General features: G+C 68.9%; 20 protein-coding genes. 1 reads left to right on the plus strand and 19 read right to left on the minus strand.

Annotation, left to right across the window (positions count from 1 at the left end; translation table 11 throughout):
* Window positions 1-82: 82 nt before the first annotated feature.
* The 10 genes from tatC to GTH33_RS16760 all read right to left on the minus strand — a co-directional run bounded on the left by tatC (window position 83) and on the right by GTH33_RS16760 (window position 10,386).
* The gene (tatC, locus tag GTH33_RS16715) at window positions 83-868 is read right to left on the minus strand and encodes a twin-arginine translocase subunit TatC (RefSeq protein WP_163959372.1); all 786 of its coding nucleotides are present in this window, start codon (window positions 866-868) and stop codon (window positions 83-85) included.
* Entirely contained in the window at window positions 865-1,530 is a 666-nt protein-coding gene (gene tatB, locus GTH33_RS18450; protein WP_163959373.1) for a Sec-independent protein translocase protein TatB, read from the minus strand. The genes tatC and tatB overlap by 4 nt, the downstream gene beginning before the upstream one ends.
* A 30-nt stretch (window positions 1,531-1,560) precedes the next feature.
* A complete protein-coding gene (locus GTH33_RS16725) occupies window positions 1,561-1,800 on the minus strand; it encodes a twin-arginine translocase TatA/TatE family subunit (RefSeq protein WP_163959374.1) in 240 nt (79 codons plus the stop codon).
* A gap of 27 nt (window positions 1,801-1,827) precedes the next feature.
* On the minus strand, window positions 1,828-2,406 hold the full coding sequence (gene scpB / locus GTH33_RS16730; protein ID WP_163959375.1) for an SMC-Scp complex subunit ScpB: 579 nt from the start codon (window positions 2,404-2,406) through the stop codon (window positions 1,828-1,830).
* On the minus strand, window positions 2,403-3,122 hold the full coding sequence (locus tag GTH33_RS16735) for a segregation and condensation protein A (RefSeq protein WP_163959376.1): 720 nt from the start codon (window positions 3,120-3,122) through the stop codon (window positions 2,403-2,405). Before GTH33_RS16735 ends, scpB begins: the two co-directional genes overlap by 4 nt.
* Window positions 3,123-3,326: 204 nt before the next feature.
* Window positions 3,327-4,328, minus strand: a complete 1,002-nt coding sequence (locus GTH33_RS16740; protein ID WP_163959377.1) for a glycoside hydrolase family 3 protein — start codon at window positions 4,326-4,328, stop codon at window positions 3,327-3,329.
* Between the two features lie 869 nt (window positions 4,329-5,197).
* Complete coding sequence (locus tag GTH33_RS16745; RefSeq protein ID WP_163959378.1) at window positions 5,198-5,917, minus strand: SPOR domain-containing protein; 720 nt, start codon at window positions 5,915-5,917, stop codon at window positions 5,198-5,200.
* The gene (gene argS / locus GTH33_RS16750) at window positions 5,917-7,641 is read right to left on the minus strand and encodes an arginine--tRNA ligase (RefSeq protein ID WP_163959379.1); all 1,725 of its coding nucleotides are present in this window, start codon (window positions 7,639-7,641) and stop codon (window positions 5,917-5,919) included. The genes GTH33_RS16745 and argS overlap by 1 nt, the downstream gene beginning before the upstream one ends.
* Before the next feature lie 56 nt (window positions 7,642-7,697).
* Complete coding sequence (locus GTH33_RS16755; protein WP_163959380.1) at window positions 7,698-8,837, minus strand: DUF1501 domain-containing protein; 1,140 nt, start codon at window positions 8,835-8,837, stop codon at window positions 7,698-7,700.
* A gap of 4 nt (window positions 8,838-8,841) precedes the next feature.
* Window positions 8,842-10,386 carry a DUF1800 domain-containing protein gene (locus GTH33_RS16760; RefSeq protein WP_249054935.1) on the minus strand — a complete coding sequence of 515 codons (1,545 nt, stop codon included), beginning with the start codon at window positions 10,384-10,386 and terminating at the stop codon, window positions 8,842-8,844.
* Window positions 10,387-10,581: 195 nt separating this feature from the next.
* Between GTH33_RS16760 and GTH33_RS16765 the strand changes: the two genes are divergently transcribed.
* Window positions 10,582-10,875, plus strand: a complete 294-nt coding sequence (locus GTH33_RS16765) for a hypothetical protein (RefSeq protein WP_163959381.1) — start codon at window positions 10,582-10,584, stop codon at window positions 10,873-10,875.
* Window positions 10,876-11,133: 258 nt separating this feature from the next.
* Here the strand turns inward: GTH33_RS16765 and GTH33_RS16770 are convergent, their stop codons facing one another.
* From GTH33_RS16770 to murC, 9 genes are all read right to left on the minus strand, one after another.
* The gene (locus tag GTH33_RS16770) at window positions 11,134-12,303 is read right to left on the minus strand and encodes a deoxyguanosinetriphosphate triphosphohydrolase (protein ID WP_163959382.1); all 1,170 of its coding nucleotides are present in this window, start codon (window positions 12,301-12,303) and stop codon (window positions 11,134-11,136) included.
* Window positions 12,300-14,507, minus strand: a complete 2,208-nt coding sequence (locus GTH33_RS16775; protein ID WP_163959383.1) for a tetratricopeptide repeat protein — start codon at window positions 14,505-14,507, stop codon at window positions 12,300-12,302. Before GTH33_RS16775 ends, GTH33_RS16770 begins: the two co-directional genes overlap by 4 nt.
* A 262-nt stretch (window positions 14,508-14,769) precedes the next feature.
* Window positions 14,770-16,290, minus strand: coding sequence for a cell division protein FtsZ (ftsZ, locus tag GTH33_RS16780; protein ID WP_163959384.1), 1,521 nt, complete (start codon window positions 16,288-16,290; stop codon window positions 14,770-14,772).
* A 111-nt stretch (window positions 16,291-16,401) separates the two neighbouring features.
* Complete coding sequence (gene ftsA / locus GTH33_RS16785) at window positions 16,402-17,664, minus strand: cell division protein FtsA (RefSeq protein ID WP_163959385.1); 1,263 nt, start codon at window positions 17,662-17,664, stop codon at window positions 16,402-16,404.
* A complete protein-coding gene (locus GTH33_RS16790) occupies window positions 17,664-18,599 on the minus strand; it encodes a cell division protein FtsQ/DivIB (RefSeq protein WP_163959386.1) in 936 nt (311 codons plus the stop codon). Before GTH33_RS16790 ends, ftsA begins: the two co-directional genes overlap by 1 nt.
* Window positions 18,596-19,537 carry a D-alanine--D-alanine ligase gene (locus tag GTH33_RS16795; RefSeq protein ID WP_208403895.1) on the minus strand — a complete coding sequence of 314 codons (942 nt, stop codon included), beginning with the start codon at window positions 19,535-19,537 and terminating at the stop codon, window positions 18,596-18,598. Before GTH33_RS16795 ends, GTH33_RS16790 begins: the two co-directional genes overlap by 4 nt.
* A complete protein-coding gene (murB, locus tag GTH33_RS16800) occupies window positions 19,534-20,454 on the minus strand; it encodes a UDP-N-acetylmuramate dehydrogenase (RefSeq protein WP_208403896.1) in 921 nt (306 codons plus the stop codon). Before murB ends, GTH33_RS16795 begins: the two co-directional genes overlap by 4 nt.
* Window positions 20,433-20,654 (minus strand): hypothetical protein, encoded by a 222-nt coding sequence (locus tag GTH33_RS16805; RefSeq protein WP_243848143.1) that lies wholly within the window; start codon window positions 20,652-20,654, stop codon window positions 20,433-20,435. Before GTH33_RS16805 ends, murB begins: the two co-directional genes overlap by 22 nt.
* Entirely contained in the window at window positions 20,651-22,006 is a 1,356-nt protein-coding gene (murC, locus tag GTH33_RS16810; protein WP_243848191.1) for a UDP-N-acetylmuramate--L-alanine ligase, read from the minus strand. Before murC ends, GTH33_RS16805 begins: the two co-directional genes overlap by 4 nt.
* Window positions 22,007-22,115: the final 109 nt, after the last annotated feature.

Consider the following 22,115-nt stretch of genomic DNA (forward strand, 5'->3'; position numbering starts at 1 on the left):
CATGTTCCCGCCGATTTGGACTACCCCTGCACGCAAGTGCGGGGGTATTTTCAATATACATTGGGCTGAACGGGCATAACGTTTAAGCTTCGATGATATTGGACTGGCTTTGTTTAGTACGCTTCCGTTCGGTAAACCAAATCCCGATAATCGCCACTTCGTACAGAAGGATCAGCGGCACCGCCAGCAGTACTTGACTCATTAGATCTGGAGGCGTCAACACAGCTGCAACGGCCGTAGCACCGACTATTGCATATCGTCGCGCGCTGATAAGTTGTTGTCTAGTAACAATACCGGCGCGCTCAAGTAACATGAGAAGCACAGGAAGTAAAAACGCAAGACCGAATGCGAAGAGGAATTGCATTACGAAGGAGAGGTAGTTTCCGATTGCGGGCAGCGCTTCCTGTTGAACGCCGCCCACGTTGCCCTGGAAGCTCAAAAGGAAGTGAAGCGCCATGGGGATGGCCATGTAATAGGCCAGCGCGGCGCCGCCGACGAAGAGCACCGGCGTGGCGAGGATGAAGGGGAGCAGGGCCCGCTTTTCCTGGCGGTAGAGGCCGGGGGCGACGAACTGCCACAGCTGGTTCGCGATCACCGGGAACGAGATCATCATCGCCGCGAAGAACGCGACCTTCACCTTGACGAAGAACGCCTCGAAAATCTGGGTGTAGATGACCGTCTTCTGTCCCGCGGACAGCAGCGGCTGCACCAGGAACGCGAAGATATTCTCTGCAAAGAAATAGCTGGCGCCGAAGGCCAGCACGAGCGCGAGCATGCAATAGAGCAGGCGTCGGCGCAGTTCGATCAGGTGATCCAGCAACGGCGCGCGGCTGGCATCAATCTCGTTTTCGATCTCGGGTTCGCTCATGACGGGGTGCTATCGGGGCGCGGTGCCGGCTGATGGGCGGCCGCAGGCGTGACGACGGGTTTTTCCACCATCGCCGGCGCATCGATCGTCGCTGCGACAACCGGCGCGGGAGTGGATGCCGGCTTTTCGACCGCCGTCGTCGCATCGCTGTGCGCAGCGGCGCCCGGAGCAGGATCGATCGCGGGGTTCTGGGCGATCGCCGGCGTATCGTTCACGACAGCGGCAACCGAAGCGGATGTGGCCGTCGGTTTCTCGGCCATGACCGGCGCGTCGTTCGCCGTCGCGGCAATCGGCGCCGGTGCGACCACCGGTTTTTCGACCATCACCGGCGCGTCGTTCTCCGTAGCAGCCACCGGTGCGTCCAGGGGCTCCGGGTCCGCAGGCGCTAGCGGTTCTGCAGCGGCCAGCGATTCCGCTTCGGACGAGGCCGGGTGTTCTGCCATGATCCGCGCGTTTTCGGCGGCCCAGCGCTTCTCCATCTCTTCAAGCTCGGCCTCGCGGACCATATTGTCGAAGCCCTGGCGGAACGAGCGGCTGATACCGCGCGCCTTGCCAACCCAATAGCCCACGACCCGCATCGCCTTGGGCAGGTCCTTGGGTCCGATCACCACCAGCGCCACGATGGCGATGAGCAGGAATTCGGACGAATCTACACCGAACATCGGGCGCAGCGGTTCTGGATAGGGACTGAATTAACGGTCGTCGCGAACGCGCTCGCCGTCACGGTCGAAGGCAGGCTCGGCAGCCTTTTGCGCTTCGATACGCGGCGCGGGCTTTGCCGGAACGTCGTCATCCTGCTCCGCCATGCCCTTCTTGAAATTCTTCACGCCCTTGGCAACGTCGCCCATCAGGTTGGAAAATCGCCCGCCACCGAGCAACAGGATCGCAACGACGGCAAGAACGAGCAGATGGATCGGGCTGAAGCTGCCCATGGCGTATCTCCTAGAATGCCCTTCCATCTAATCGCTATCGTCGTCCTTTGCCACCTCCAAAGCGGTGTCGACCGGATCGAGCAGACCCGCCGCGCGCAGATCGTCGATCCCCGGCAGGTCGCGGCGGCTGGCGAGCCCGAAATGGGCGAGGAAGCCCGGCGTGGTGGCGAACATCAACGGCCGTCCGGGCACCTCGCGGCGCCCCGCGGGGCGGACCCAGCCGGCCTCCATCAACACGTCCAGCGTTCCCCTGCCCGTCTGCACGCCGCGGATCGCCTCGATCTCGGCGCGGGTGACGGGTTCGTGATAGGCGATGATCGCCAACGTCTCCGTCCCGGCCCGGCTGAGGCGGCGCACCTCGTCCGAGTCGCGTCGGAGCAGATGCGCTAGGTCGGGCGCGGTTTCGAAATGCCAGCGCTCGCCGCGGCGGACGAGCGCGACACCGCGGCCGGCATAATCCTGCGCCAGCCGGTCCAGCGCCGCGCGGATATCGCTGTCGCGGACATCGCGACCGACATGGGCGCGGATCGCATCGATCCCCATCGGTTCGGCCGCGGCGAACAGCACCGCCTCGACCCTGCGCACGGTCTCGTCGGGCGGCGTCATGGCAGCGCCCGCACGTACAATGGCGCGAACGGCGCCTGCTGGCGGAGTTCGACCCGCCCCTGCTTGGCGAGTTCGAGCGCCGCCAGGAACGACGAGGCGAGCGCCGAGCGGCGCAGCCGGCCCGACCCGTCCGGCAGGAAACTGTCCAGCGTCGCCCAGTCGATGCGGCTGCCGACCAGCCGCGACACGCGCGCCAGCGCCGCCTCCAGCGTCATCACCTCGCGATCCGCGACGACGTGCATCACCGGCCGCGTCCGCGCGCTGACCCGGCCATAAGCGGCGATGAGATCGAAGATCTCCGCCTGCCAGCGGGCGTGGCGGACGGTGCGCAGGCCCTCCGGCGCACGGCGGAGGAAGACGTCGCGACCGATGCGATCGCGGGCCATCAGCCGGGTGCCCGCTTCGCGCATGGCGTTCAACCGCTCCAACCGCAATTGCAGGCGGAGGGCCATATCCTCAGGATCCGGCTCGACAGCCGGATCGCGCGGCAACAGCAGCGCGGATTTGAGGTAGGCCAGCCACGCGGCCATCACGAGATAGTCGGCCGCGACCTCGAGCTGCACGGTCTGGCGCTGGTGGATGTAGCGCAGATATTGCTCGACCAGCGCGAGGATCGACACCTTGCGCAGATCGACCTTTTGCGAGCGGGCGAGCGTCAGCAGCAGGTCGAGCGGCCCCTCCCACCCTTCGAGATCGAGGGTAAGCTGTTCAGCCATGGCGGGATGCGCCCCTGCCCGGCCCGTCCGTCGCGGCTGGAATCGCCGTTCCGGCCATCCTCGGGACGTGGCCGTGCGGCGCCGTCGGGATCAGCCGATGCGGGCGCCTGCCCCCCGGCCGTTTGCCCCCCGCGCATCTGAAGGCCAGCAGCTGGCGGACCGCGCCCGGCACGCCGGTGCGGGGCGTGGCGAAGGCCACGGCCGTCACGCCACGGCGAGAAAGGCGTCGCGGCGGGCGATGAGTTCGTCGAAATCGCCCTGTGCCTCGCCGACGCTGGCCATCGCCCGGGTGAGCCGTGCCCGCGCGGCATCGCCGATCGGGCCGAGGCGGCCGGCGATCTCCACCATCTCGTCCATACGCGCCCAGCAATCGAGAACGAGGTCGCAACCGGCGGCGATCGCGCCCGCCGCCTTGTCGCCGGCGCTGCCCGACAAGGCCTTCATGTCGATATCGTCGGTCATCAGCAGCCCGTCGAAACCGATCGCACCGCGGATCACCTGATCGATGACGATCGGCGACAGGGTTGCCGGGCGGTCGCGGTCCCACGCCTGGTAGACGATGTGAGAGGTCATCGCCATCGGCGCATGCGCCAGCGTGCGGAACGGCCGCAGATCGACCTCCAGCGCGGCAGCGTCGGCGGTGACGGTGGGCAACAGATGGTGGCTGTCCACCGCGGCGCGGCCATGGCCGGGCATATGCTTGACGACGCCGACGATGCCGCCCGCAGCCAGCCCCTCCAGCATGGCGCGACCGAGCGCGGCGACCTGCATCGGTTCCGCGCCATAGGTGCGGCAGCTGATCGCTTCGGTGGTGTCGGGTTGCGCGACGTCGAGGAGCGGCGCGCAATCGACGGTGATACCCACCTCAGCCAGCATCAGTCCCAGCGCCTGTCCGTTGGCGCGCATCGCCTGGATCGCCGACATCGGCGCGCGTCGGTAGAGGGCATCGAAGGCGGGACCGGCGGGGAAGGCCGGCCATTCCGGTGGCCCCATGCGGGCGACGCGCCCCCCTTCCTGATCGATCAGGATCGGCAGGTCGGTGCGGCCGGACAGGTCGCGCAGCGAGTCGGTGAGGGCACGGACCTGTGCGCGGGTATCGATGTTGCGCTTGAACAGGATGTAGCCGGCGGGATCCGCCTTGGCGAAGAAGGCGCGTTCGTCGGGGGTGAGTGCGAGGCCGGCGATGCCGAAGATGACGGGCTTCATGGCCGGGTGGTTAGCGCGGCTGGGCGCAAGATGCGAGCGTCCTGGGTTTGGGGGGGCATGCGGTGGGCGGGCGTCGCTGCGGGCTTGGCGGGGAGTTGCGGCGCGGCGGCGTCGGGTAGCGCGGTGTGGCGGCGCGATGGATTGGTTCACGCGAAGACGCGAAGACTGGAAGAATGGAAGAATGGGTTCGCGCGGAGGCGCGGAGGCGCGGAGGCGCGGAGGTGATGTGGCTGGGACTGGTGACCCCGCTTCGATTACCCTCTTCCCCCCTGTCCTTCGTCATCCCGACGGACGTCGGGACCCATGATTTCGGTTTGCACAGGGGTTGCGGACCATATCGCCGTCAGCGTGTCCATGGGTCCCGACGTTCGTCGGGATGACGGGAGAATGGGTTCGCGCGGAGGCGCGGGGGTTATGTGGCCGGGACTGGTGGCCCCGCTTCGATTACCCCCTTCCCCCCCTAACCTTCGTCATCCCGACGGACGTCGGGACCCATGGTTTCGGCTTGTCCGAGGGTTGCAGACCATCATCGCCGTCAGCGCGTCCATGGGTCCCGACGTTCTTCGGGATGACGGGGAGAATGGGTTTGCGAGGAAGCGCGGGGGTTATGTGGTCGGGGCTGGTGGCCCCGCTTCGATTACCCCCTTCACCCTGTCCTTCGTCATCCCGACGGACGTCGGGACCCATGGTTTCGGTTTGGGCGAGGGTTGCAGACCATCATCGCCGTCAGCGCGTCCATGGGTCCCGACGTTCGTCGGGATGACGGGGGAATAGAGGCGGTGGCGGTGGCGACGGTGTTTGGGATCGTTCCTCTGTCGCGCCGGCTCGTGACGCGCTTCCCCTCCCGTACCGGGGAGGGGAAGCGCGGTTCAGCTTGCGACGAAGCAGCTTTCGCCGGCGACGCGGAGGCGGCCGCAGATGTCGGCGGCCTGGTTGGCGCTGCCGGCGTTAACGCGCAGGCGGTACAGGGTGCGGCCGCCGGTGGCGACCGACTGGACCGACTTGCCGAGCGGGGCGAGGTAGCTGAACCGCTTGGAGAAGCCGTTCCACGCGGTGTCGGCCGCAACCTGGCTCGGATAGGCGCCGAGCTGGACCAGCGAACCGCTGCTGCCGGTGTTGGCGGCGGCGTTGCGCTGGACGGTCACCGGCCGCGCGGCGACGAGGCGCCCGCCCGAGGCGGGGACCTGCGCGACCGCGTTGCTGCCGCCGGTCGGCGACGGCTTCGCGTTCGGGGCGACACGGCGGCCCTCGACCGGCTTCTCGGGCACGGCGTTGAGGTCGATCGAACCATTGCCCGCCTTGCCGGCGCTGGTCGCGATGGCGGCATCGCCCTCGCCCTTCACCTTCAGGCCGCCGGGATCGTCCGGCTTGACCTTATAGTCCCCCTCCTGCGCCGCGATCAGCTGTCCATCGGCGCTCTGACGCGTCTGCAACGCGTAGATGCCGTAGATGATCGCTGCCAGCACGGCGAGGCCGAGGACGACCATGGCGATCACCTTGCCGATCGGCGCGCCGCGGTCCTCGTCGGGCTCGACGGTTTCGAGCCACGGCAGTCGGTCCTCCTCGCGCAGGTCCATGTCGTCCGCCATCACTTCATCTCCGAAACCGCGACCACACCCATGATGCTGAGCCCGTTACGAATAATCTGTGCGACGGCCGTCGCCAAGAAGAGACGTGCGCGCGTCGCATCATGATCCTCGATCACCAGGAAGCGGCGGTCGGGACGGTCGTTACCGACATTCCACAGCGCATGAAAGGCAGCTGCCAAGTCATACAGATAAAACGCTATTCTATGCGGTTCGCGGGCCGTGGCGGCGGTGTCGACGATGCGGGGAAATTGCGCGGCGAGCTTCACCAGCGCGAGTTCCTCCGTATCAAGCCGGGACAGGTCGGCGGCGCCCCCGGCGATGCCCGCCTCCGCCGCGCGGCGATGAAGCGAGGCGATGCGGGCATGGGCATATTGGACGTAGAACACCGGATTGTCCTTCGACGCCTCCACCACCTTGGCGAAATCGAAGTCCATCTGCGCGTCCGAACGGCGGGTCAGCATGGTGAAGCGGACGACGTCCTTGCCGACTTCGCGCACGACGTCGGCAAGCGTCACGAAATTGCCGGCGCGCTTCGACATCTTCACCGGCTCACCGCCGCGCAGCAGGCGGACCATCTGGACGAGCTTGACGTCGAAGCGCGTCTTGCCGCCGGTCAGCGCCGCGACCGCCGCGACGATCCGCTTGACGGTGCCGGCATGGTCGGCGCCCCAGATGTCGATCAGCTGGTCGGCGGACTGGCTCTTCTGGAAATGATAGGCGAGGTCGGCACCGAAATAGGTCCATTGCCCGTTCGATTTCCGGATCGGGCGATCCTGATCGTCGCCGAACTGCGACGAGCGGAACAGCGGCAGTTCGACGGGCTCCCAATCATCGGGGGTCTCGCCCTTGGGGGCTTCGAGCACGCCGTCGTAGACGAGGCCGCGGGCACGCAGCTCCGCCTCCGCCGCCTCGGGCTTGCCGGCGGCCTGCAACTCCGCCTCGGACGAGAACAGGTCGTGGTGGATGCCGAGGAGCGCGAGGTCGTCCTTGATGAGGACGAGCATCGCGGCGACGGCGCGGGTGCGGAACAGCGCGAGCCATTCCGCCTCCGGCGCGGCGACGTAGCGGTCGCCGAATTCGGCGGCGAGGTCCTGCCCGATGGCGACGAGATAGTCGCCGGGGTACAGCCCCTCGGGGATCGCAATCGTCTCGCCGAGCGCCTCGCGATAGCGCAGGTGCGCGGAGCGGGCGAGCACGTCGACCTGGCCGCCGGCGTCGTTGACGTAATATTCGCGGATCACGGTGTGGCCGGCGAATTCGAGCAGGCTGGCAAGCGCATCGCCGACGACGGCGCCGCGGCAATGGCCCATGTGCATCGGCCCGGTCGGGTTGGCGGAGACATATTCGATGTTGACGGTGACGCCCTGCCCCGCCGTCGAACGACCGTAATCGTCGCCGGCGCGCTCGATCTGGGTCAGCTCGTCGCGCCAGGCGGCATCGGTGAGGCGCAGGTTGATGAAGCCGGGCCCCGCGACGCTCGCCCCGGCGACATCGTCCAGCTTCGCCAGCTCGGCGGCGAGGGCTTCGCCCAAGGCGCGCGGGTTCATGCAGGCGGGTTTGGCGAGCACCATCGCGGCGTTGGTCGCCAGATCGCCATGGGTGACGTCGCGCGGCGGCTCGACGGTGACGTGTCTGCGGTCGAGGCCGGCGGGCAGCGTGCCGGCGGCGGTCAGCGTGTCGAGAGCCGTCGCGACATGCGCGGCGAAGCGGGTGTAAAGCGTCATGAGCGTCCGTTCGGCAAAAGCGCCGCGCTCTACCCCACAACGGGGGCAGGTTCAAATCAGGTGCGCAACAGGCCCTCGATCGCGGCGGTGCGGGCGCTGGCGGGGAACAGCGCCGCCATCGCTCGGGCGGGATCGACGCCGAAATGGTCCGCGACCGCGCCGCCGATGAAGGCATCGAGCGGGGTGGTCGGCTTGAGGTCGCGCGCGTCGTAGAGGTTGGCGGTCGCGAGGCCGGGCCAGTCGGCGACCACGCGGCCGCCCTTCACCCCGCCGCCGAACAGCATCGCGGCGGTGCCGGTGCCGTGATCGGTTCCGCCGGTGCCGTTGACCGCGACGGTGCGGCCGAATTCGGTCGCGACCAGCACGAGCGTATCGTCCCACACAGGACCGAGGCCCGCCTGCAGCGCCGCGATCATCGCGTCGAGCCCCTTCAGCTGCGCCGCCAGCCGGCCGCGCTGGCCGGCGTGCGTGTCCCAGCCGCCGGTCTCGATCATCGCGATGCGTGCGCCGTTGGCGGGGGCGAGCAGCCGCGCGGCAAGCGCACCGGTGGCGGCGGCGTTGCGGCCATTGTCCTGCGACAGGTCGCTGGTGAGCTGGCGGGTGGCGAGCGCCTCTCCCCACAAGGCGTGGAGCTGCTGGTCGCCGGCATAGAGTTGGGTGACGCGGGCGAGCAGGTCGTCGGAGGCGTCGGGCAGCGACGAGGGCGCGTAGCTCGCCACCTCGCGCTGCCCGCGCAGCGCCATGGGGACGGTGGCGGCGATGGCGATGGCCCGGGCATCGTCGGTGGGGACGACGCCGAGCAGGCGGTTCATCCAGCCGTCCTTCAGCTGATAGGCCCCGGTGCCGCCCGTCTCGAGCACGTTCTGGCCGTCGAAATGCGAGCGGTCGCGGTAGGGCGAGGCGATGGCATGGGCGAACAGCGCCTGCCCCTTGCCGTATAGCGCGGCGGCGCTGGTCATGGCGGGATGCAGCGCGAACATGGCGTCGAGCTTCGTACCGGCGGCAAGGTCGGCGGCGAGATCGCCGCGCGCGCCGATAAAGGCAGGATCGCCGACCGCGCCGATCGTGCCGAGCCCGTCCGCGGCACCGCGCTGGATGACGAACACGAAGCGCTTGGCCGTCGCCGCCCTGGCGAAGGCGATGCGGGGGGCGAAGGTGCCGAGCAGGCCGGCAGTGAGAAAAGCGCGACGATCCATGATGTTACCTCCGCATCATCTCAGGGGATATCAGCAGCAGTGCGAGCGCCTGCGCCGGGCTTTCGGCGCGGGAGAGCGCCTGCGTGGTGGCGGGCGACACCGCGGCGGGGAACAGCCGGGGCGCCAGCGCGCGCGCATCGACGGTGGCGCCCGACCGTGCGGCGAAACGCTCCGCCGCCTCGACCCGGCGCATGATCGCATCGGGACCGGCCCAGCTGGGCGCGGTGTCGTCATAGCCGATCGGCTGACCCGGCTTCCACACCGGCTGGCCGAGCTGGTTCATCAGGCCGAGCATCGTCTGCGGCCGCACTTCGCTGGTGCCGAGCGCGCGATAGGCGGCGATCGTCCATTCCCACGGCGTGCGGAACTTCGCCGGCGCCGGCGTCCACGCCTCGGGCGAGGCGATGAGCGCGCGGTAGACGGTGGGCAAGTCACCGCCCGAGGACAGGAACGCCTGTTCCAGCCGTGCGACCATCGCCGGTGGCGGCGTGTCGGCGGCGAAGTGGCGGGCGAGCTTGGTCGCGATATGGTGCGCCGTGGCGGGGTGCACGGCGAGGTTTGCGAGCACCGCCTGTGCCTGCGCCTCGCCCCCTTCGGGATAGCTCTTGCCGACGATCGTGCGGGCGCCGGGCTGGTGGATGGCGGCGGCGAAGACGAAGCTGCCGGGCGTTGCCTGTCCGGCGAGGCGCGCGCCGGGGCCGCCGCCGATCCCCCCGACGGTCCAGCCGGTCATCGCGCGGGCGAATTCGGTGACGTCGGCCTGGGTGTAGCCGGTGCGCACGCCGAGCGTGTGCAGTTCCATGATCTCACGCGCGAGATTTTCGTTGAGGCCGACCTTGCGCCGGCCGCGTCCGGCGATGCGAATCCCGAGCGGGCTGTCGGGACCGACCGATACCGCCTGATCGAGATAGAGGAGCATCGCCGGATGCCGCTCCACCGCGAACAGCATGTCGGCGAAACGGCCCATGACATGCGGCCGGATCGCCTCCATCTCCAGCGTCCCGGCGAGCCCGACGAGTTCGAGCTTGTCGGCGGAGACGGCAAAATGGTTGGACCAGAAATGGACCAGCCGTTCGGCAAAGGGCGTATCGGTGATGAGCGCGGCGTTGGTGCGGGCGCCGACCAGAGCGACGTAGCGGTCCTGCGCCGCGCGGCGTGCTTCCTGCCGCGCGGCCATCCGGGCATCGCGCACCGCCGGCATCGCCAGCGGCATTTCCGGCGAGCGCCCAGGCGCCATGGCCTGGGGCTGGACGGGGCCGGGCGCCGGCGAGTCCGCCATCACCGGGGCAGCATTGGCGCCGGATGCCATCGCGGACGCCTGGGCAGACTGGCGCGGCCCCATCGTCTGGCGGATGTTGCGCTGTTCGGCCTGATAGGCGACGAGGTCGAGAGACACGGCCGCACTGGTCGGGGCGGCGGCGATCGGTGCGCTGGCGGGTCGATAACGATCGATCTGCGCGGTCAGCCAGCGACGCGGATCGTCCGGCGACGCCTGGTCCGGGCGGGCGCCGAGACCGAATCTGTTCAATGCGATGGCAGCTTCCGACACGACATGCTCCTCATCCTTGACGCATGGCGTAGGACCGAGATGTCGCAGAACTATGCCAACCGGGACGATTGCGTCATTTGCAGCCATGCGCCCAAAGCTTGCATTTGATCGCCATGCTGCAGTGCAATATTTACTGAAACCGAAAGTTGGGAAGGACCTGATCTGGCTCGACGCACTCAAGGGCGAGAGACGATCATGCGCAAGACCTTTGCTATCCTGGCCGCCGCGGCGGCGGCCCTCACCTCGACCATCGGCATGGCGCGTGGCGCCGAGCGGACGTTCGAGCACGAGGGTCAGACCTATGTCTACACCACCACGGTCGCCAACGACCGGCAGGTCATCAGCGGCCGCCGCTATCCCTCCGGCGCGCCGTTCCGCCTGGTCGTTCGCGGCAATCGCGTGACCGGAACCGCAGGCGGCGTGCCGGTGTCGTTCCGTACCGCCGACGCGAAGGGCGCGACGCGCGGAACGGAGCTGGCATCGCGCTGAGGCGGTTGCCGGCGGCGCAGTGACGCGGTGGCGTGGCGTCGCCATGCTCCGGGCGATCGATCGGCCGAGGGGGCGACGTTCGGGGATTGAAGGTCGATGCCCGTCACCCCGGACTGGTTCCGGGGTCCACCCAGCGGCTATGTTTCAGGCAGGGGCCTCTTGCGACGACCGGGCGGCACCGTGGACCCCGGAACCAGTCCGGGGTGACGGCATTCATGCGGCCTGCATCACGCCAAAAATTCGAATGCCATCCCTGCCCTAGAACCCGTCGGGAAGGTCGATGTGCCCGACAAGCTCGCGGTAGCGGGCGATGGCGTAGCGGTCCGTCATGCCGGCGATGAAGTCTGCGATGTGGCGGCTGCGATGTGGTTCTTCGGTCGGCACGTCGACGCACCAGTCGGCGCCCAACGTCGACGGGTCGGCACGATAGGCGGCGAACAGGCCGCTGACGATGCCGTGCGCCGCGTCCGCCGCCTCCAGCTGGCGCGGATGGTGGTAGAGATTGGCGTACATGAAGCGCTTGAGGTCGCGTTCCTCCTCCCGCATCGCGGGCGAGAAGCCGCATAGCGCCCGACCCGCGTGACGCACGTCGTCGGCGCTGCCGACCCCTGAGGCCGCGATACGGCGGCGCGTTTCCTCGATCAGGTCGTTGACCATCGTGCCGATCTGGCTGCGGACGAGTTCGCTCGCCAGCCGCTTGGGCGCGACGTCGGGGAAGCGGGCGCAGGCAGCGTCCCAGCCGCGCGCGACGATCGGTACGGCAAGCATCTGGTCGAGCGTCAGCAGTCCGGCGCGCAGGCCATCGTCGATGTCGTGGTTGTCGTAGGCGATGTCGTCGGCGATCGCCGCCACCTGCGCCTCGAGACTGGCATGCGTCGCCAGGTCGAGCGGGAATGCCGCATCGGCTTCGCGCAGCGCCCAGCCGGGATGGCGAACCGGGCCGTTGTGCTTGGCAAGCCCCTCCAGCGTTTCCCAGGTCAGGTTGAGGCCGTCCCAGCGCGGATAGGGCCGTTCGATATGGGTGAGCGCCCGCAACGTGTGGCCGTTGTGATCGAAGCCGCCGGCGTCGGCCAGCGCCGTCTTCAGCGCATCCTCCCCGGCGTGGCCGAACGGCGGATGACCGATGTCGTGGGCAAGGCACAGCGCCTCGGTAAGGTCTTCGTTGAGGCCGAGAACGCGGGCGATCGTGCGGCCGATCTGCGCGACTTCGAGGCTGTGAGTCAGGCGGACGCGGAAATGATCGCCATCGGGCGCCATGAACACCTGCGTCTTGTGGCGCAGGCGGCGGAAGCTGATCGAATGGATGATGCGATCACGATCGCGCTGGAAATCATCACGCGGACCACGCACCGCGGTCCCTGTCTGTTCCTCGTGAAGGCGACCTTTGCTGCGCGCCGGGTGCGAAGCCCAGGGCGCGCGCACGCTCATTTCGCTGGCAATTTCGTGATGACCTGCCCGGCATCGCTGCTGAAGGTGAAGGCGGAGACGCCCTGCTTGGCCAGCTGGTTGACGAAAGTGCGCGCCTCGGCATCCGTCTTGAACGGGCCGGTGAGGACGCGATTGGTCGCACGAAGCGGCGTCGACCAGCCGCCGCGGCTGCCGAAGACCGCCGGCGCCTTGGCCTTCACCGCGGCATAGGCCTTGGGCAGGTCGCCGGCATAGGCGCCGCCCGCGACCTGCACCCAGATGCGGGCGGGATTGGCACGTGCCGCCTTCTTTTCCTCGGCGGCAGCCTTGGCATCGGCAAGCTTCTGTTCGTCGGCCAGCTTCTTGGCGGCAAGCGCCTTTTTGTCCGCTGCGGCCTTGCGGTCGGCGGCGCGCTTGTCGGCAGCGGTCTTGGCGGCGAGCGCCTTTTCGGCGGCAGCGTCGCGCTCTTCCTTGGCCTTCGCCTCGGCGATCACGCGGGCGGCGGTATCCGCCGGCGGCACTGCGGCGACCGGTGCGGCCTTCACCGGTTCGGCGACGCCCAGTTCGGCGGCGGGGATCGACAGGCCCGCGACGATGCGGGCGAGCACCGAATCCGCCTCGCTGCGGGACGGCGGCGCGGTGAAGCTGCTGACGGGTTCGGGGGCGGGCGGCGCCGCGGCCACGCGCACCGGTTCGACCGCGGGGCGGGTCGGCGGCGTGGTGGCGACGATCGGCCGGGTGGTCGCTGTGGTGAAGCCGGGGGATGGAAGCGACTGCGCCTGAGGCAGCGGCTGCGATTGCACCGGTGCGGACGACGCCGGGGTCACGGACACCGGCGCGGCGGACGCGAGCTGCGTCGGCGGCAAGGTGGTGCGCGGCGGCGTCGTGACGGCCGCGCCGCGCGCCGTGCCGATCGACGGTTGCGCCAGCGTCGCGACGGCGCCGGTAGCCGGGGCGGCCGTGGTCTTGGCCAGCACGGCAAGGTTCGCCGCCTCTGCGGTGAAGGACGGCGGCGCCGGCGTCGCCGCGGCGCCGGCCGTCGGGGCCGGCATGGTCTTCGTCAATGCGGCCAGATTCGCCGCCTCCGCCGTGGTCGGCACCGACGGGCGGAGCGGCGCGTTCGTCGGCGTCGATCCGGTGGCCGGCGCGATCGAGGCGGGCAGCGTGTTGGGCGTCGCGCTCGTCAACGTCACAGCGGGCCGCTGCGGCAGCGGCTGGACGCGGGCGAGCGCCGCGGTCGCGGTCTGGTAGCTGGATGCCGCAGGGGTCGATGGCGACGGCCGTATCGCTGCCGCCGGCTGCGAGGTCGATGCCAGGGCGACGGGCGACGTGTCGCGATCCCGGCCGCCGCGGCGCTTGCGATCCTTCTTGCCCGGCAGGTCGGCGGGCTGCACCGCGGCGAGCGCGACCGGCTGCGGATCGGGTGCGAGCAGCGGCAGGTTGGGGGCCAGCCGGGCGTCCGCGATCCGTTCGGGCGTCGCGTGCACCTCGCCGAAATGCACCGCAAAGGCACGATCGGCGACGGGCAGCGCGGGAAGCCGCTGGAAGAACGGCTGCAACCCCTGCGCCATGCCGGTCGGCAGCATCGTCGTCGCGATCTTTTCGGCGCCCGCCTGATCGCCACCCATCGCCAGCACGAAGGCACGGATGCGCCAGGCGCTGCGATCGGATTTGCGCAGCAGCGGATCGAGCTGTTCCAAGGCCGCATCGCGCTTGCCGGAAATGCCGAGCGACAGGGCATAACGCTTGACGATCTCATCGTCCGGCCGCGACTTGAGCGCGAGGCGATAGTCACGCTGGGCGCGTTCCTGCTGGCCGATCAGATCATAGGCAAGGCCGCGATCGGCGGCGAAACTGCGGACGTCATAGCCCGCCGATTCGGCCTGCGCGAAATACCGCAGCGCTTCGCCGGGACGTTCGGAGCGAACCAGGATCGACCCCTCCCCCGCCTTGATCCGGGGATCGGAGGCCGACACCTTTTCGGCGCGGGCGAACAGCGAGGCGGCGCCGCTGAGGTCGCCAAGCGACAGCGACAGGTCGGCCGCGGCGATCAACGCGTTGAGATCGCGCGGGTTGGCGGCGAGCGCGCGCATCTGTTCGGCCAGCCGATCGGCATCGGTGGTGCCGGGCAACGCCTGCACCACCTCCTGCGCCAGGAGGGCGGCAGGCGCGGTCGCCGCCAGGAGAGCGGCGGGCGCCAGAAAAGCGGAGGTCAAGAAACGCATGGGATCGCGGCGACTAGAGCCGAGGGCGGCTGAACCGGCAATGTCCGATGGCGGGACGCGCGGTGAAGCGGGGCTGGGCGGCGACGAAAGCCGATGGAACCGCGATCGCGGCGGATGACGAGATCATGCTGGCTGACCGATGCGGGGCGAACGGGTTGCGGCGCGATGGCGGCGGGAATGCGCACCGTCCGTCGCAGGCGGCAAGCCTTCGCGTTACCGGGCGGCCGGAACCCCGCGCCGGACGGCGCGGGGCGGGCGCGGTTTACTGGTTGTTCTGGCGGTGCAGGAAACGCGGGATGTCGATCGGCTCCTTGCCGTCACCATCGGCATCCTCGCGCGCCGGGCCGCGTGCCGCGTTCGACATGCGTTCGAACAGGGTTCCGCCAAGCTTCACGCGCGGTTGCGGTGCCGCGTCGGGCGCCGCCGCTTCGCTGCCGGGCGCGATCCACGGACGGCGACCGGCCTCGGCCGTCGGCGCCCGCGGGGTCGCGGCGGGAGGCGCGACGCCGGACGGCTCGTCGGCCGGGGCCGGCGACGGCACGATCGTGTCGGCGCCGAGTACCAGTTCGTCGTCGGATGCGGCCGCGGCCTGCGGCTGCGATTCCGTCGGCATCGCGCTGTCCGCCTGACGGTCGAGCGGCGCGGAGGGCGCGGTGAACGACACCGACGGCGGCGTAGCGGCAGCCGGATCGGCGGCGGGCGCCGCACCGGTCGCGGTGTTGGGGCGGAACGAGGTGGTGTCGTCGGTCTTGCGGCCCATGCCGAAGCTGAACGACTTGGCCGCTTCCGGCGCTGGCGCGGCGGTGCCGGGCTTGGCGTCTGAATCGATACCGGTGGCGACGACCGAGACGCGGATGCGCCCCTCCAGCTCGGGGTTGAAGGCCGAGCCCCAGATGATGTTGGCGTCCGGATCGACCAGGTCGCGGATGTGATTCGCGGCCTCGTCGACCTCGAGCAGGCGCATGTCGTCGCCGCCGGTGATCGAGATGATGACGCCCTTGGCGCCCTGCATGCTGACGCCGTCGAGCAACGGGTTGGCGATCGCCTTCTGCGCCGCTTCCAGCGCGCGATTGTCGCCCGACGCCTCGCCGGTGCCCATCATCGCCTTGCCCATCTCCTGCATCACCGAGCGGACGTCGGCGAAGTCGAGGTTGATGAGGCCGGGCATGACCATCAGGTCGGTGATGCCGCGCACGCCCTGCTGCAGCACCTCGTCCGCCATCTCGAACGCTTCCTTGAACGTCGTGTTGGCGTTGGCGATCAGGAACAGGTTCTGGTTGGGGATGACGATGAGCGTGTCGACGTATTTCTGCAGCTCCTCGATGCCGCCATCGGCGCTCTTGGCGCGGCGATTGCCCTCGAAGCTGAACGGCTTGGTGACGACGCCGACGGTCAGGATGCCCATGTCGCGCGCCGCCTTGGCGATCACCGGCGCCGCACCGGTGCCGGTGCCGCCGCCCATGCCGGCGGCGATGAAGCACATGTGCGCGCCCTCAAGGCGCTTGGCGAGATCGTCGATCGTCTCTTCCGCCGCGGCACGGCCGATCTCGGGCCGCGAACCGGCGCCGAGCCCTTGCGTGATCTTCGCGCCGAGCTGGATGCGGTGCGGCGCGATCGACGACTTCAGCGCCTGCGCGTCGGTATTCGCGACGAGGAAGTCGACGCCCTGCACGTCGGCGCGCATCATGTTGGCGATGGCGTTGCCGCCGGCGCCGCCGACGCCGATCACGGCGATGCGCGGGGTCAGCTCGTCGACCTCGGGAGTGATGAATTCGATGCTCATGACCTGACTTTCTCCGCCCCTGTCCGGATGTACGCGCCGGGACCCTGATTAACCTTTTGCCTCAACGACTCGCAACGTTCCACAGAAAACGGTGCGGGCCGTCACCAAAGCTCAATAATTCGCGCGCGCCGCCTGGATCAGCTTGCGCACCATGCCCATACCCTTCTGGCGATGAACGGTGGTTTGCTGCGGCGCCACGCCGCGCAGATCGATCGGATCGGTCGCCGCGTAGAAGGCGAGGCCCGCCAGGGTGGCGAACGCCGGCCCACCATGCGCCTCCGGCAGGGCGGTCAGGCCCCGGGGCCGGCCGATCCGCACCGAACGGCCGAGCGCCTGCTGCGCGTAATCGGCGATCCCCTTCAGCTCGGCACCGCCGCCGGTCAGCACGACCTGGCGGCCGACCGGCCCTTCGAACTTCAGATGTGCCAGCGCCTTGCGGACCTCGTCCATCTGATGTTCCAGCCGCTGCCGGACGATACCGATCAGCTGCGCCTTGGTGATCTGCATGCCGCCGTGCACGTCGTCCTCGGCGGCGATCGGCATCACCGGGATCATCTCGTGATTGTCGCGCGGCGATGCATTGGCCGAGCCGTGGAAGCATTTCATCCGCTCCGCCTGCGCCCGGCGGGTGCCGAAGGCGGAGGCGATGTCGTCGGTGATGTCCTGCCCGCCCATCGGGATCGAGCACAGGCCGACCAGCATGCCGCCGGCGAACAGCGATACGTTGGTGATCCCCGCGCCGATCTCGACCAGCGCGACGCCCAGTTCGCGCTCTTCGTCCGACAGGCAGGCAAGACCCGTCGCGACCGGCGAGGCGATGATCGACTTCACCTCCAGATGCGCCGAGCGCACGCACAGATCGAGGTTGCGCACCGGCGATCCGTCCGCGGCAACGACGTGGATGTGAACGCCGAGGCGATCGGCATGCAGGCCGAGCGGCTTCTTGACGCCGGTCAGCCCATCCAAAGTATACAGCGCCGGTTGCGCATGCAGCACCATCCGCCCCTGCGGATCGATCGAATTGCGGCCCGCCGCGAGCAGTGCGTCGATATCCTGCTGCTCGACGCGATGACCGCCCAGCTCGAACTCCACCTCCGCGACGTCGCTGACAAGGCCACCGGCGGAAAAGCCGACCCAGACGTTCTCGATGTTGATGCCCGCGATCCGTTCCGCCTGCTCCACCGCCTCGCGCACCGCCGCCTCGGTCGCCGCCATGTCGGCGATATAGCCGCGTTTCACCCCGCGGCTTTCGCGCTGGCCGGTGCCGAGCACGATCAACTCGCCCCCGTCACCCTTTTGCGCGATCATCGCCGACACCTTCGACGACCCGATATCGAGCGCCGTGATCAGCCCTTCCGGTGCAACCTTCGCCATCAGCCCTCTGCCCCCGTTTGCGTGCCCGCGCCGTCACTGGACGACGGCGGCGTCGCCACCTCGCTCGGGTCCGGCACGTTATGCGCCATGCTCGCCCCCGGCTTGCGCGCGACCAACTTGCTCGGATCGCGCATGTCGAAGCGGATCCAGCCGCGCCCCAGCAACGGCCGGGCACCATCCAGTTCCGCGAATTTGAGCAGCGCACCGGGCGCGCCATCCTCGGGCAGCGCCAGCGTCTCGCCGCTGTCGAAGGTAAGGTCCCAGCGGCGATTGCCGATCCAGGTCGCGGCCTTCACCCGCGGCTTCAGCGCCGGTGCGGCGGCGAGCAGCGCCTGATAGCCCGGTTCCTGCCGGTCCGCGCCCGGTCCGATCACCAGCGGCAGATCGGGGATGGCGTCGGCACGCACCGGTTCCAGCAGGATCCCGTCCTTGTCGATCAGCGTCAGCTGGCCATTGTCCTGCCATACCGCCGCCGGCGTCCGTTCGACGATGTCGACCAGCAACGTATCGGGCAGCCGGCGCGATACATGCGCATCGGCGATCCAGCCATAGCGCAGCAGCTTCTGACGCACCGCCTCCAGATCGACGAGCGGCATCGCCCGGCTCTGCTGATCGAGCGCGACGGCGTAGACGCTCATCCGGTCCATCCGCTTGAGGCCGGTGACCTCGATCTGCTCGACGCGGAAGCCCGCCTGCCCCGCCCCTTCGGCGATGGCGCTGCCGATCATGCCGGGAATGCCGATCCAGGTCACCGCCGCCAGCGCCAGCGCAATGCCGCCGCCGGTGATCGTCCAGGTCGCCGCCTTGCGGATCGTGTCCTCGCTGACCGGCATCGCGCCGATCGCACGTTCGAACAGGCCGACCTTGCGCACGGGTTGCTTGCGCCGTGCGCCGGGGCGCTTGGGCGGCGGCCCGCGCTTGATCGTGCGGCTCATCCCGCCCTCGCCTTCGCGTCGGCGAGCGCCTCGTCCACGATCGCCTGGACCAGTTCGGCATAGCTCATGCCGATATGCTTCGCCTGTTCGGGCACGAGGCTCAAGGGGGTCATGCCCGGCTGGGTGTTGACCTCGAGCAGGAACAGGCCGTCGACGTCGCGTTCGTCATCCCAGCGGAAGTCGGAACGGCTCGCGCCCTTGCAACCCAGCAGACGATGCGCTTCGAGCGCGAGCGATTTGCAGGCATCGGCGATGCGATCGGGAATATCGGCCGGGCAGACGTGCTCGGTCAGTCCATCGGTATATTTCGCGTCGAAATCGTACCAGCCGTTCCTGGGCTTCAGTTCGGTAACACCGAGCGCACAATCGCCGAGCACGGCGGTGGTGAGTTCACGGCCGCGGACATAGGGTTCGGCGAGCAGTTCGTCGAATTCCTGCCACGGGCCCTTCACGTCGCGGCCGATCGGGTTGCCGTAATTGCCGTCGTCGGTGACGATCGCGACACCGACCGACGATCCTTCGTTGATCGGCTTCAGCACATAGGGCCGCTGGAGCGGATCGCGGTCGTGGATGTCCGCCGACCTGACGATGCGGCCACCGGGCATGGGAATGCCGGCGGGGACGAGCACCTGCTTGGTCAGCACCTTGTCGATCGCGATCACCGAGGTGGCGAGACCGGAATGGGTATAAGGGATGCCCATCAGGTCGAGCATGCCCTGCACGCTGCCATCCTCGCCCGGCGAGCCGTGCAGGGCGTTGAAGACGAGATCGGGCTGCGCGGAGGCAAGGCGTGCGGCGACGTCGCGACCCATGTCGATGCGCGTCACGCGATGGCCGAGGCTTTCGAGCGCATCGGCGCAGCCGTTGCCCGACAGGAGCGAGACGGGACGCTCCGCCGACCAGCCGCCCATCAGGACGACGATGTGCAGCCCGCTCATGCCGGCACGCCCACGCGCTGGATTTCCCATTCCAATGTCACGCCAGACTGCGCCTTCACCTTGTCGCGTACCTCTTCACCCAGCGCTTCGATATCCGCAGCGGTGGCGGTGCCGAGGTTGAGCAGGAAATTGCAATGTTTTTCGGACACCTGCGCATCACCGCGGGTCAGGCCGCGACAGCCGGCGGCGTCGATCAACGCCCATGCCTTGTGCCCGTCGGGGTTCTTGAAGGTCGATCCGCCCGTCTTAGAACGCAGCGGTTGCGACGCCTCGCGCTCGGCGGCGATTCGGTCCATCTCCGCGCCGATCGCCGCGGGATCGGCGGCGTGGCCGCGGAATGTGGCCGCGATCACCACCGCGCCCGGCGGCAACGCGCTATGGCGATAGGTATAGCCTAGGTCGGCCACGTCCAGCGTGCGCCGCTCGCCCGAGCGCAGCACGACGTCGCAGGCGACCAGCACGTCCCGCACCTCGCGACCATAAGCGCCGCCATTCATCCGCACGAAGCCGCCGACGGTACCGGGAATGGAGCGCAGGAATTCGACACCACCGATACCGGCGTCGCGCGCGGTCGAGGATACGAGGATACCGCTCGCCCCGCCGCCGCAGCGCAGCGTCGTCGCATCGACCCGGTCGACCTGCGCGAACGCCTTGCCCAGTCGGACCACGATGCCGGGTACGCCGCCGTCGCGGACGATCAGGTTGGACCCCAGGCCGAGTGCCATCACCGGCATCTCAGGATCGAGGCCACGCAGGAAAGCGGACAGGTCGTCGGCATCCTTCGGTTCGAACAGCCATTGCGCCGCGCCGCCCGCCTTGAACCAGACGAGCGGCGCCAGCGGCGCACCCTTCGTCAGGCGACCGCGAACGTCGGGCAGCGCCATGATCCCGGCGTCTACCAAGGGCCGACGCCCCATAGTCGCGTCCACGCCTGGAATGCGGCAAGGTTCGCTTCGGCCGCCTTGCGCGTCGCGTCCTGCGCATGTGCCATCGCCTCCTGCGCCTGCACCATCGCCTCGCCCGCGCCGACAGCATGGCCGCCGGCGTCGAGTGCCTTGCGCTGCGCATCGAGCATCTGCTTCTGCAGTTTCACGCTCGCATCGAACCAGTCGTTCATCGCCGCTCTCCGATCGCTACGGCGAGGCCCGCCGCCCATTTCGTGATATCGCCCGCGCCCAGGCACACGATCATGTCGTCGGACTGGATCGTCGCGGCGAGTTCGTTCGCGAGCGCGTCGGCATCGGCGACGGTCGCGGCGGAACGATGGCCGCGACGCTTGAGCCCGTCGACCAGCGCCTGTGCATCGACGCCCTCGATCGGTGCTTCGCCCGCCGCATAGACCGGGGTGACGAGCACGCGGTCGGCGTCGTTGAACGCGGTCTGGAAGTCCTCCATCAGATTGCCGAGCCGGGTGAAGCGGTGCGGCTGTACGACTGCGATCACCCTGCCCCGCGCGCCTTCGCGGGCAGCGGCGAGGACGGCGCGGATCTCGACCGGATGATGGCCGTAATCGTCGATGATCGTCGCCGTGCCGGTGTCGAACGCCACCTCGCCGACCCTGGTGAAGCGCCGCTTGACCCCTCCGAACGCGGAAAAGCCCTGCTGGATCGTCGCATCGGGAATGCCGAGTTCGAGCGCCACGCCGATCGCGGCGAGCGCGTTCTGCACGTTGTGACGGCCGGGCATCGGCAGTTCGATCCCCTCGATCGAGCGGCTGGTGCCGTCGCGTTCCCGCACGATACATTCGAAGCGGTTGCCGCCCGGCACCGGCGTGACGTTCACGCCGCGGATATCGGCCTGCGCCGAAAAGCCGTAGGTGACGACGCGCCGGTCGCGGACCCGCGGCAGGATGTTCTGCACCTCCGGATGGTCGAGGCAAAGCAGCGCCGCGCCGTAGAAGGGGACGTTTTCGACGAATTCGACGAACGCGTCCTTCACGGCATCGAACGAACCGTAATGGTCGAGGTGTTCGGGATCGATGTTGGTGACGACCGCGATCGTGCCGTCGAGGCGCAGGAAGCTGCCGTCGCTCTCGTCCGCCTCGACCACCATCCAGTCGCTGGCGCCGAGGCGCGCGTTGCTGCCGTAGCTGTTGATGATGCCGCCGTTGATCACGGTCGGGTCGACGCCGCCCGCATCGAGCAGCGCCGCCACCATCGACGTCGTCGTGGTCTTGCCGTGGGTGCCGGCCACCGCGACGGTGGATTTGAGGCGCATCAGCTCGGCGAGCATCTCGGCCCGGCGGACGACGGGAATGCGCCGTTCCAGCGCCGCCTCCACCTCCGGATTGGTGCGGGTGATCGCGGTGGAGGTGACCACCACGGCCGCATCGGCGACGTTGGCGGCGGCATGGCCGATCGTCACCGCGATCCCCTTGTCGCGCAGGCCCTGCACGACATAGCCTTCGGCGACGTCGGAGCCCTGCACGGTGTAGCCGAGGTTCTTCATCACCTCGGCGATGCCCGACATGCCGATGCCGCCGATGCCCACGAAGTGGATCGGGCCGATATCGGTCGCGACGCCGATGCCCCGGATCACTGGCCGTCGCTCCACGATACGGAACGTAGGGATGTCGGCG

The organism is Sphingomonas insulae (assembly GCF_010450875.1).
GTDB lineage: Bacteria > Pseudomonadota > Alphaproteobacteria > Sphingomonadales > Sphingomonadaceae > Sphingomonas > Sphingomonas insulae.

Bases quoted from the DNA above. Each gene is read 5' to 3' on its own strand.
- tatC (WP_163959372.1), bottom strand. From the start codon at position 868: ATGAGCGAACCCGAGATCGAAAACGAGATTGATGCCAGCCGCGCGCCG.
- tatB (WP_163959373.1), bottom strand. From the start codon at position 1,530: ATGTTCGGTGTAGATTCGTCCGAATTCCTGCTCATCGCCATCGTGGCG.
- GTH33_RS16725 (WP_163959374.1), bottom strand. From the start codon at position 1,800: ATGGGCAGCTTCAGCCCGATCCATCTGCTCGTTCTTGCCGTCGTTGCG.
- scpB (WP_163959375.1), bottom strand. From the start codon at position 2,406: ATGACGCCGCCCGACGAGACCGTGCGCAGGGTCGAGGCGGTGCTGTTC.
- GTH33_RS16735 (WP_163959376.1), bottom strand. From the start codon at position 3,122: ATGGCTGAACAGCTTACCCTCGATCTCGAAGGGTGGGAGGGGCCGCTC.
- GTH33_RS16740 (WP_163959377.1), bottom strand. From the start codon at position 4,328: ATGAAGCCCGTCATCTTCGGCATCGCCGGCCTCGCACTCACCCCCGAC.
- GTH33_RS16745 (WP_163959378.1), bottom strand. From the start codon at position 5,917: ATGGCGGACGACATGGACCTGCGCGAGGAGGACCGACTGCCGTGGCTC.
- argS (WP_163959379.1), bottom strand. From the start codon at position 7,641: ATGACGCTTTACACCCGCTTCGCCGCGCATGTCGCGACGGCTCTCGAC.
- GTH33_RS16755 (WP_163959380.1), bottom strand. From the start codon at position 8,837: ATGGATCGTCGCGCTTTTCTCACTGCCGGCCTGCTCGGCACCTTCGCC.
- GTH33_RS16765 (WP_163959381.1), top strand. From the start codon at position 10,582: ATGCGCAAGACCTTTGCTATCCTGGCCGCCGCGGCGGCGGCCCTCACC.
- GTH33_RS16770 (WP_163959382.1), bottom strand. From the start codon at position 12,303: ATGAGCGTGCGCGCGCCCTGGGCTTCGCACCCGGCGCGCAGCAAAGGT.
- GTH33_RS16775 (WP_163959383.1), bottom strand. From the start codon at position 14,507: ATGCGTTTCTTGACCTCCGCTTTTCTGGCGCCCGCCGCTCTCCTGGCG.
- ftsZ (WP_163959384.1), bottom strand. From the start codon at position 16,290: ATGAGCATCGAATTCATCACTCCCGAGGTCGACGAGCTGACCCCGCGC.
- ftsA (WP_163959385.1), bottom strand. From the start codon at position 17,664: ATGGCGAAGGTTGCACCGGAAGGGCTGATCACGGCGCTCGATATCGGG.
- GTH33_RS16790 (WP_163959386.1), bottom strand. From the start codon at position 18,599: ATGAGCCGCACGATCAAGCGCGGGCCGCCGCCCAAGCGCCCCGGCGCA.
- GTH33_RS16795 (WP_208403895.1), bottom strand. From the start codon at position 19,537: ATGAGCGGGCTGCACATCGTCGTCCTGATGGGCGGCTGGTCGGCGGAG.
- murB (WP_208403896.1), bottom strand. From the start codon at position 20,454: ATGGGGCGTCGGCCCTTGGTAGACGCCGGGATCATGGCGCTGCCCGAC.
- GTH33_RS16805 (WP_243848143.1), bottom strand. From the start codon at position 20,654: ATGAACGACTGGTTCGATGCGAGCGTGAAACTGCAGAAGCAGATGCTC.
- murC (WP_243848191.1), bottom strand. From the start codon at position 22,006: ATGTCGGGCATCGCCGAGGTGATGAAGAACCTCGGCTACACCGTGCAG.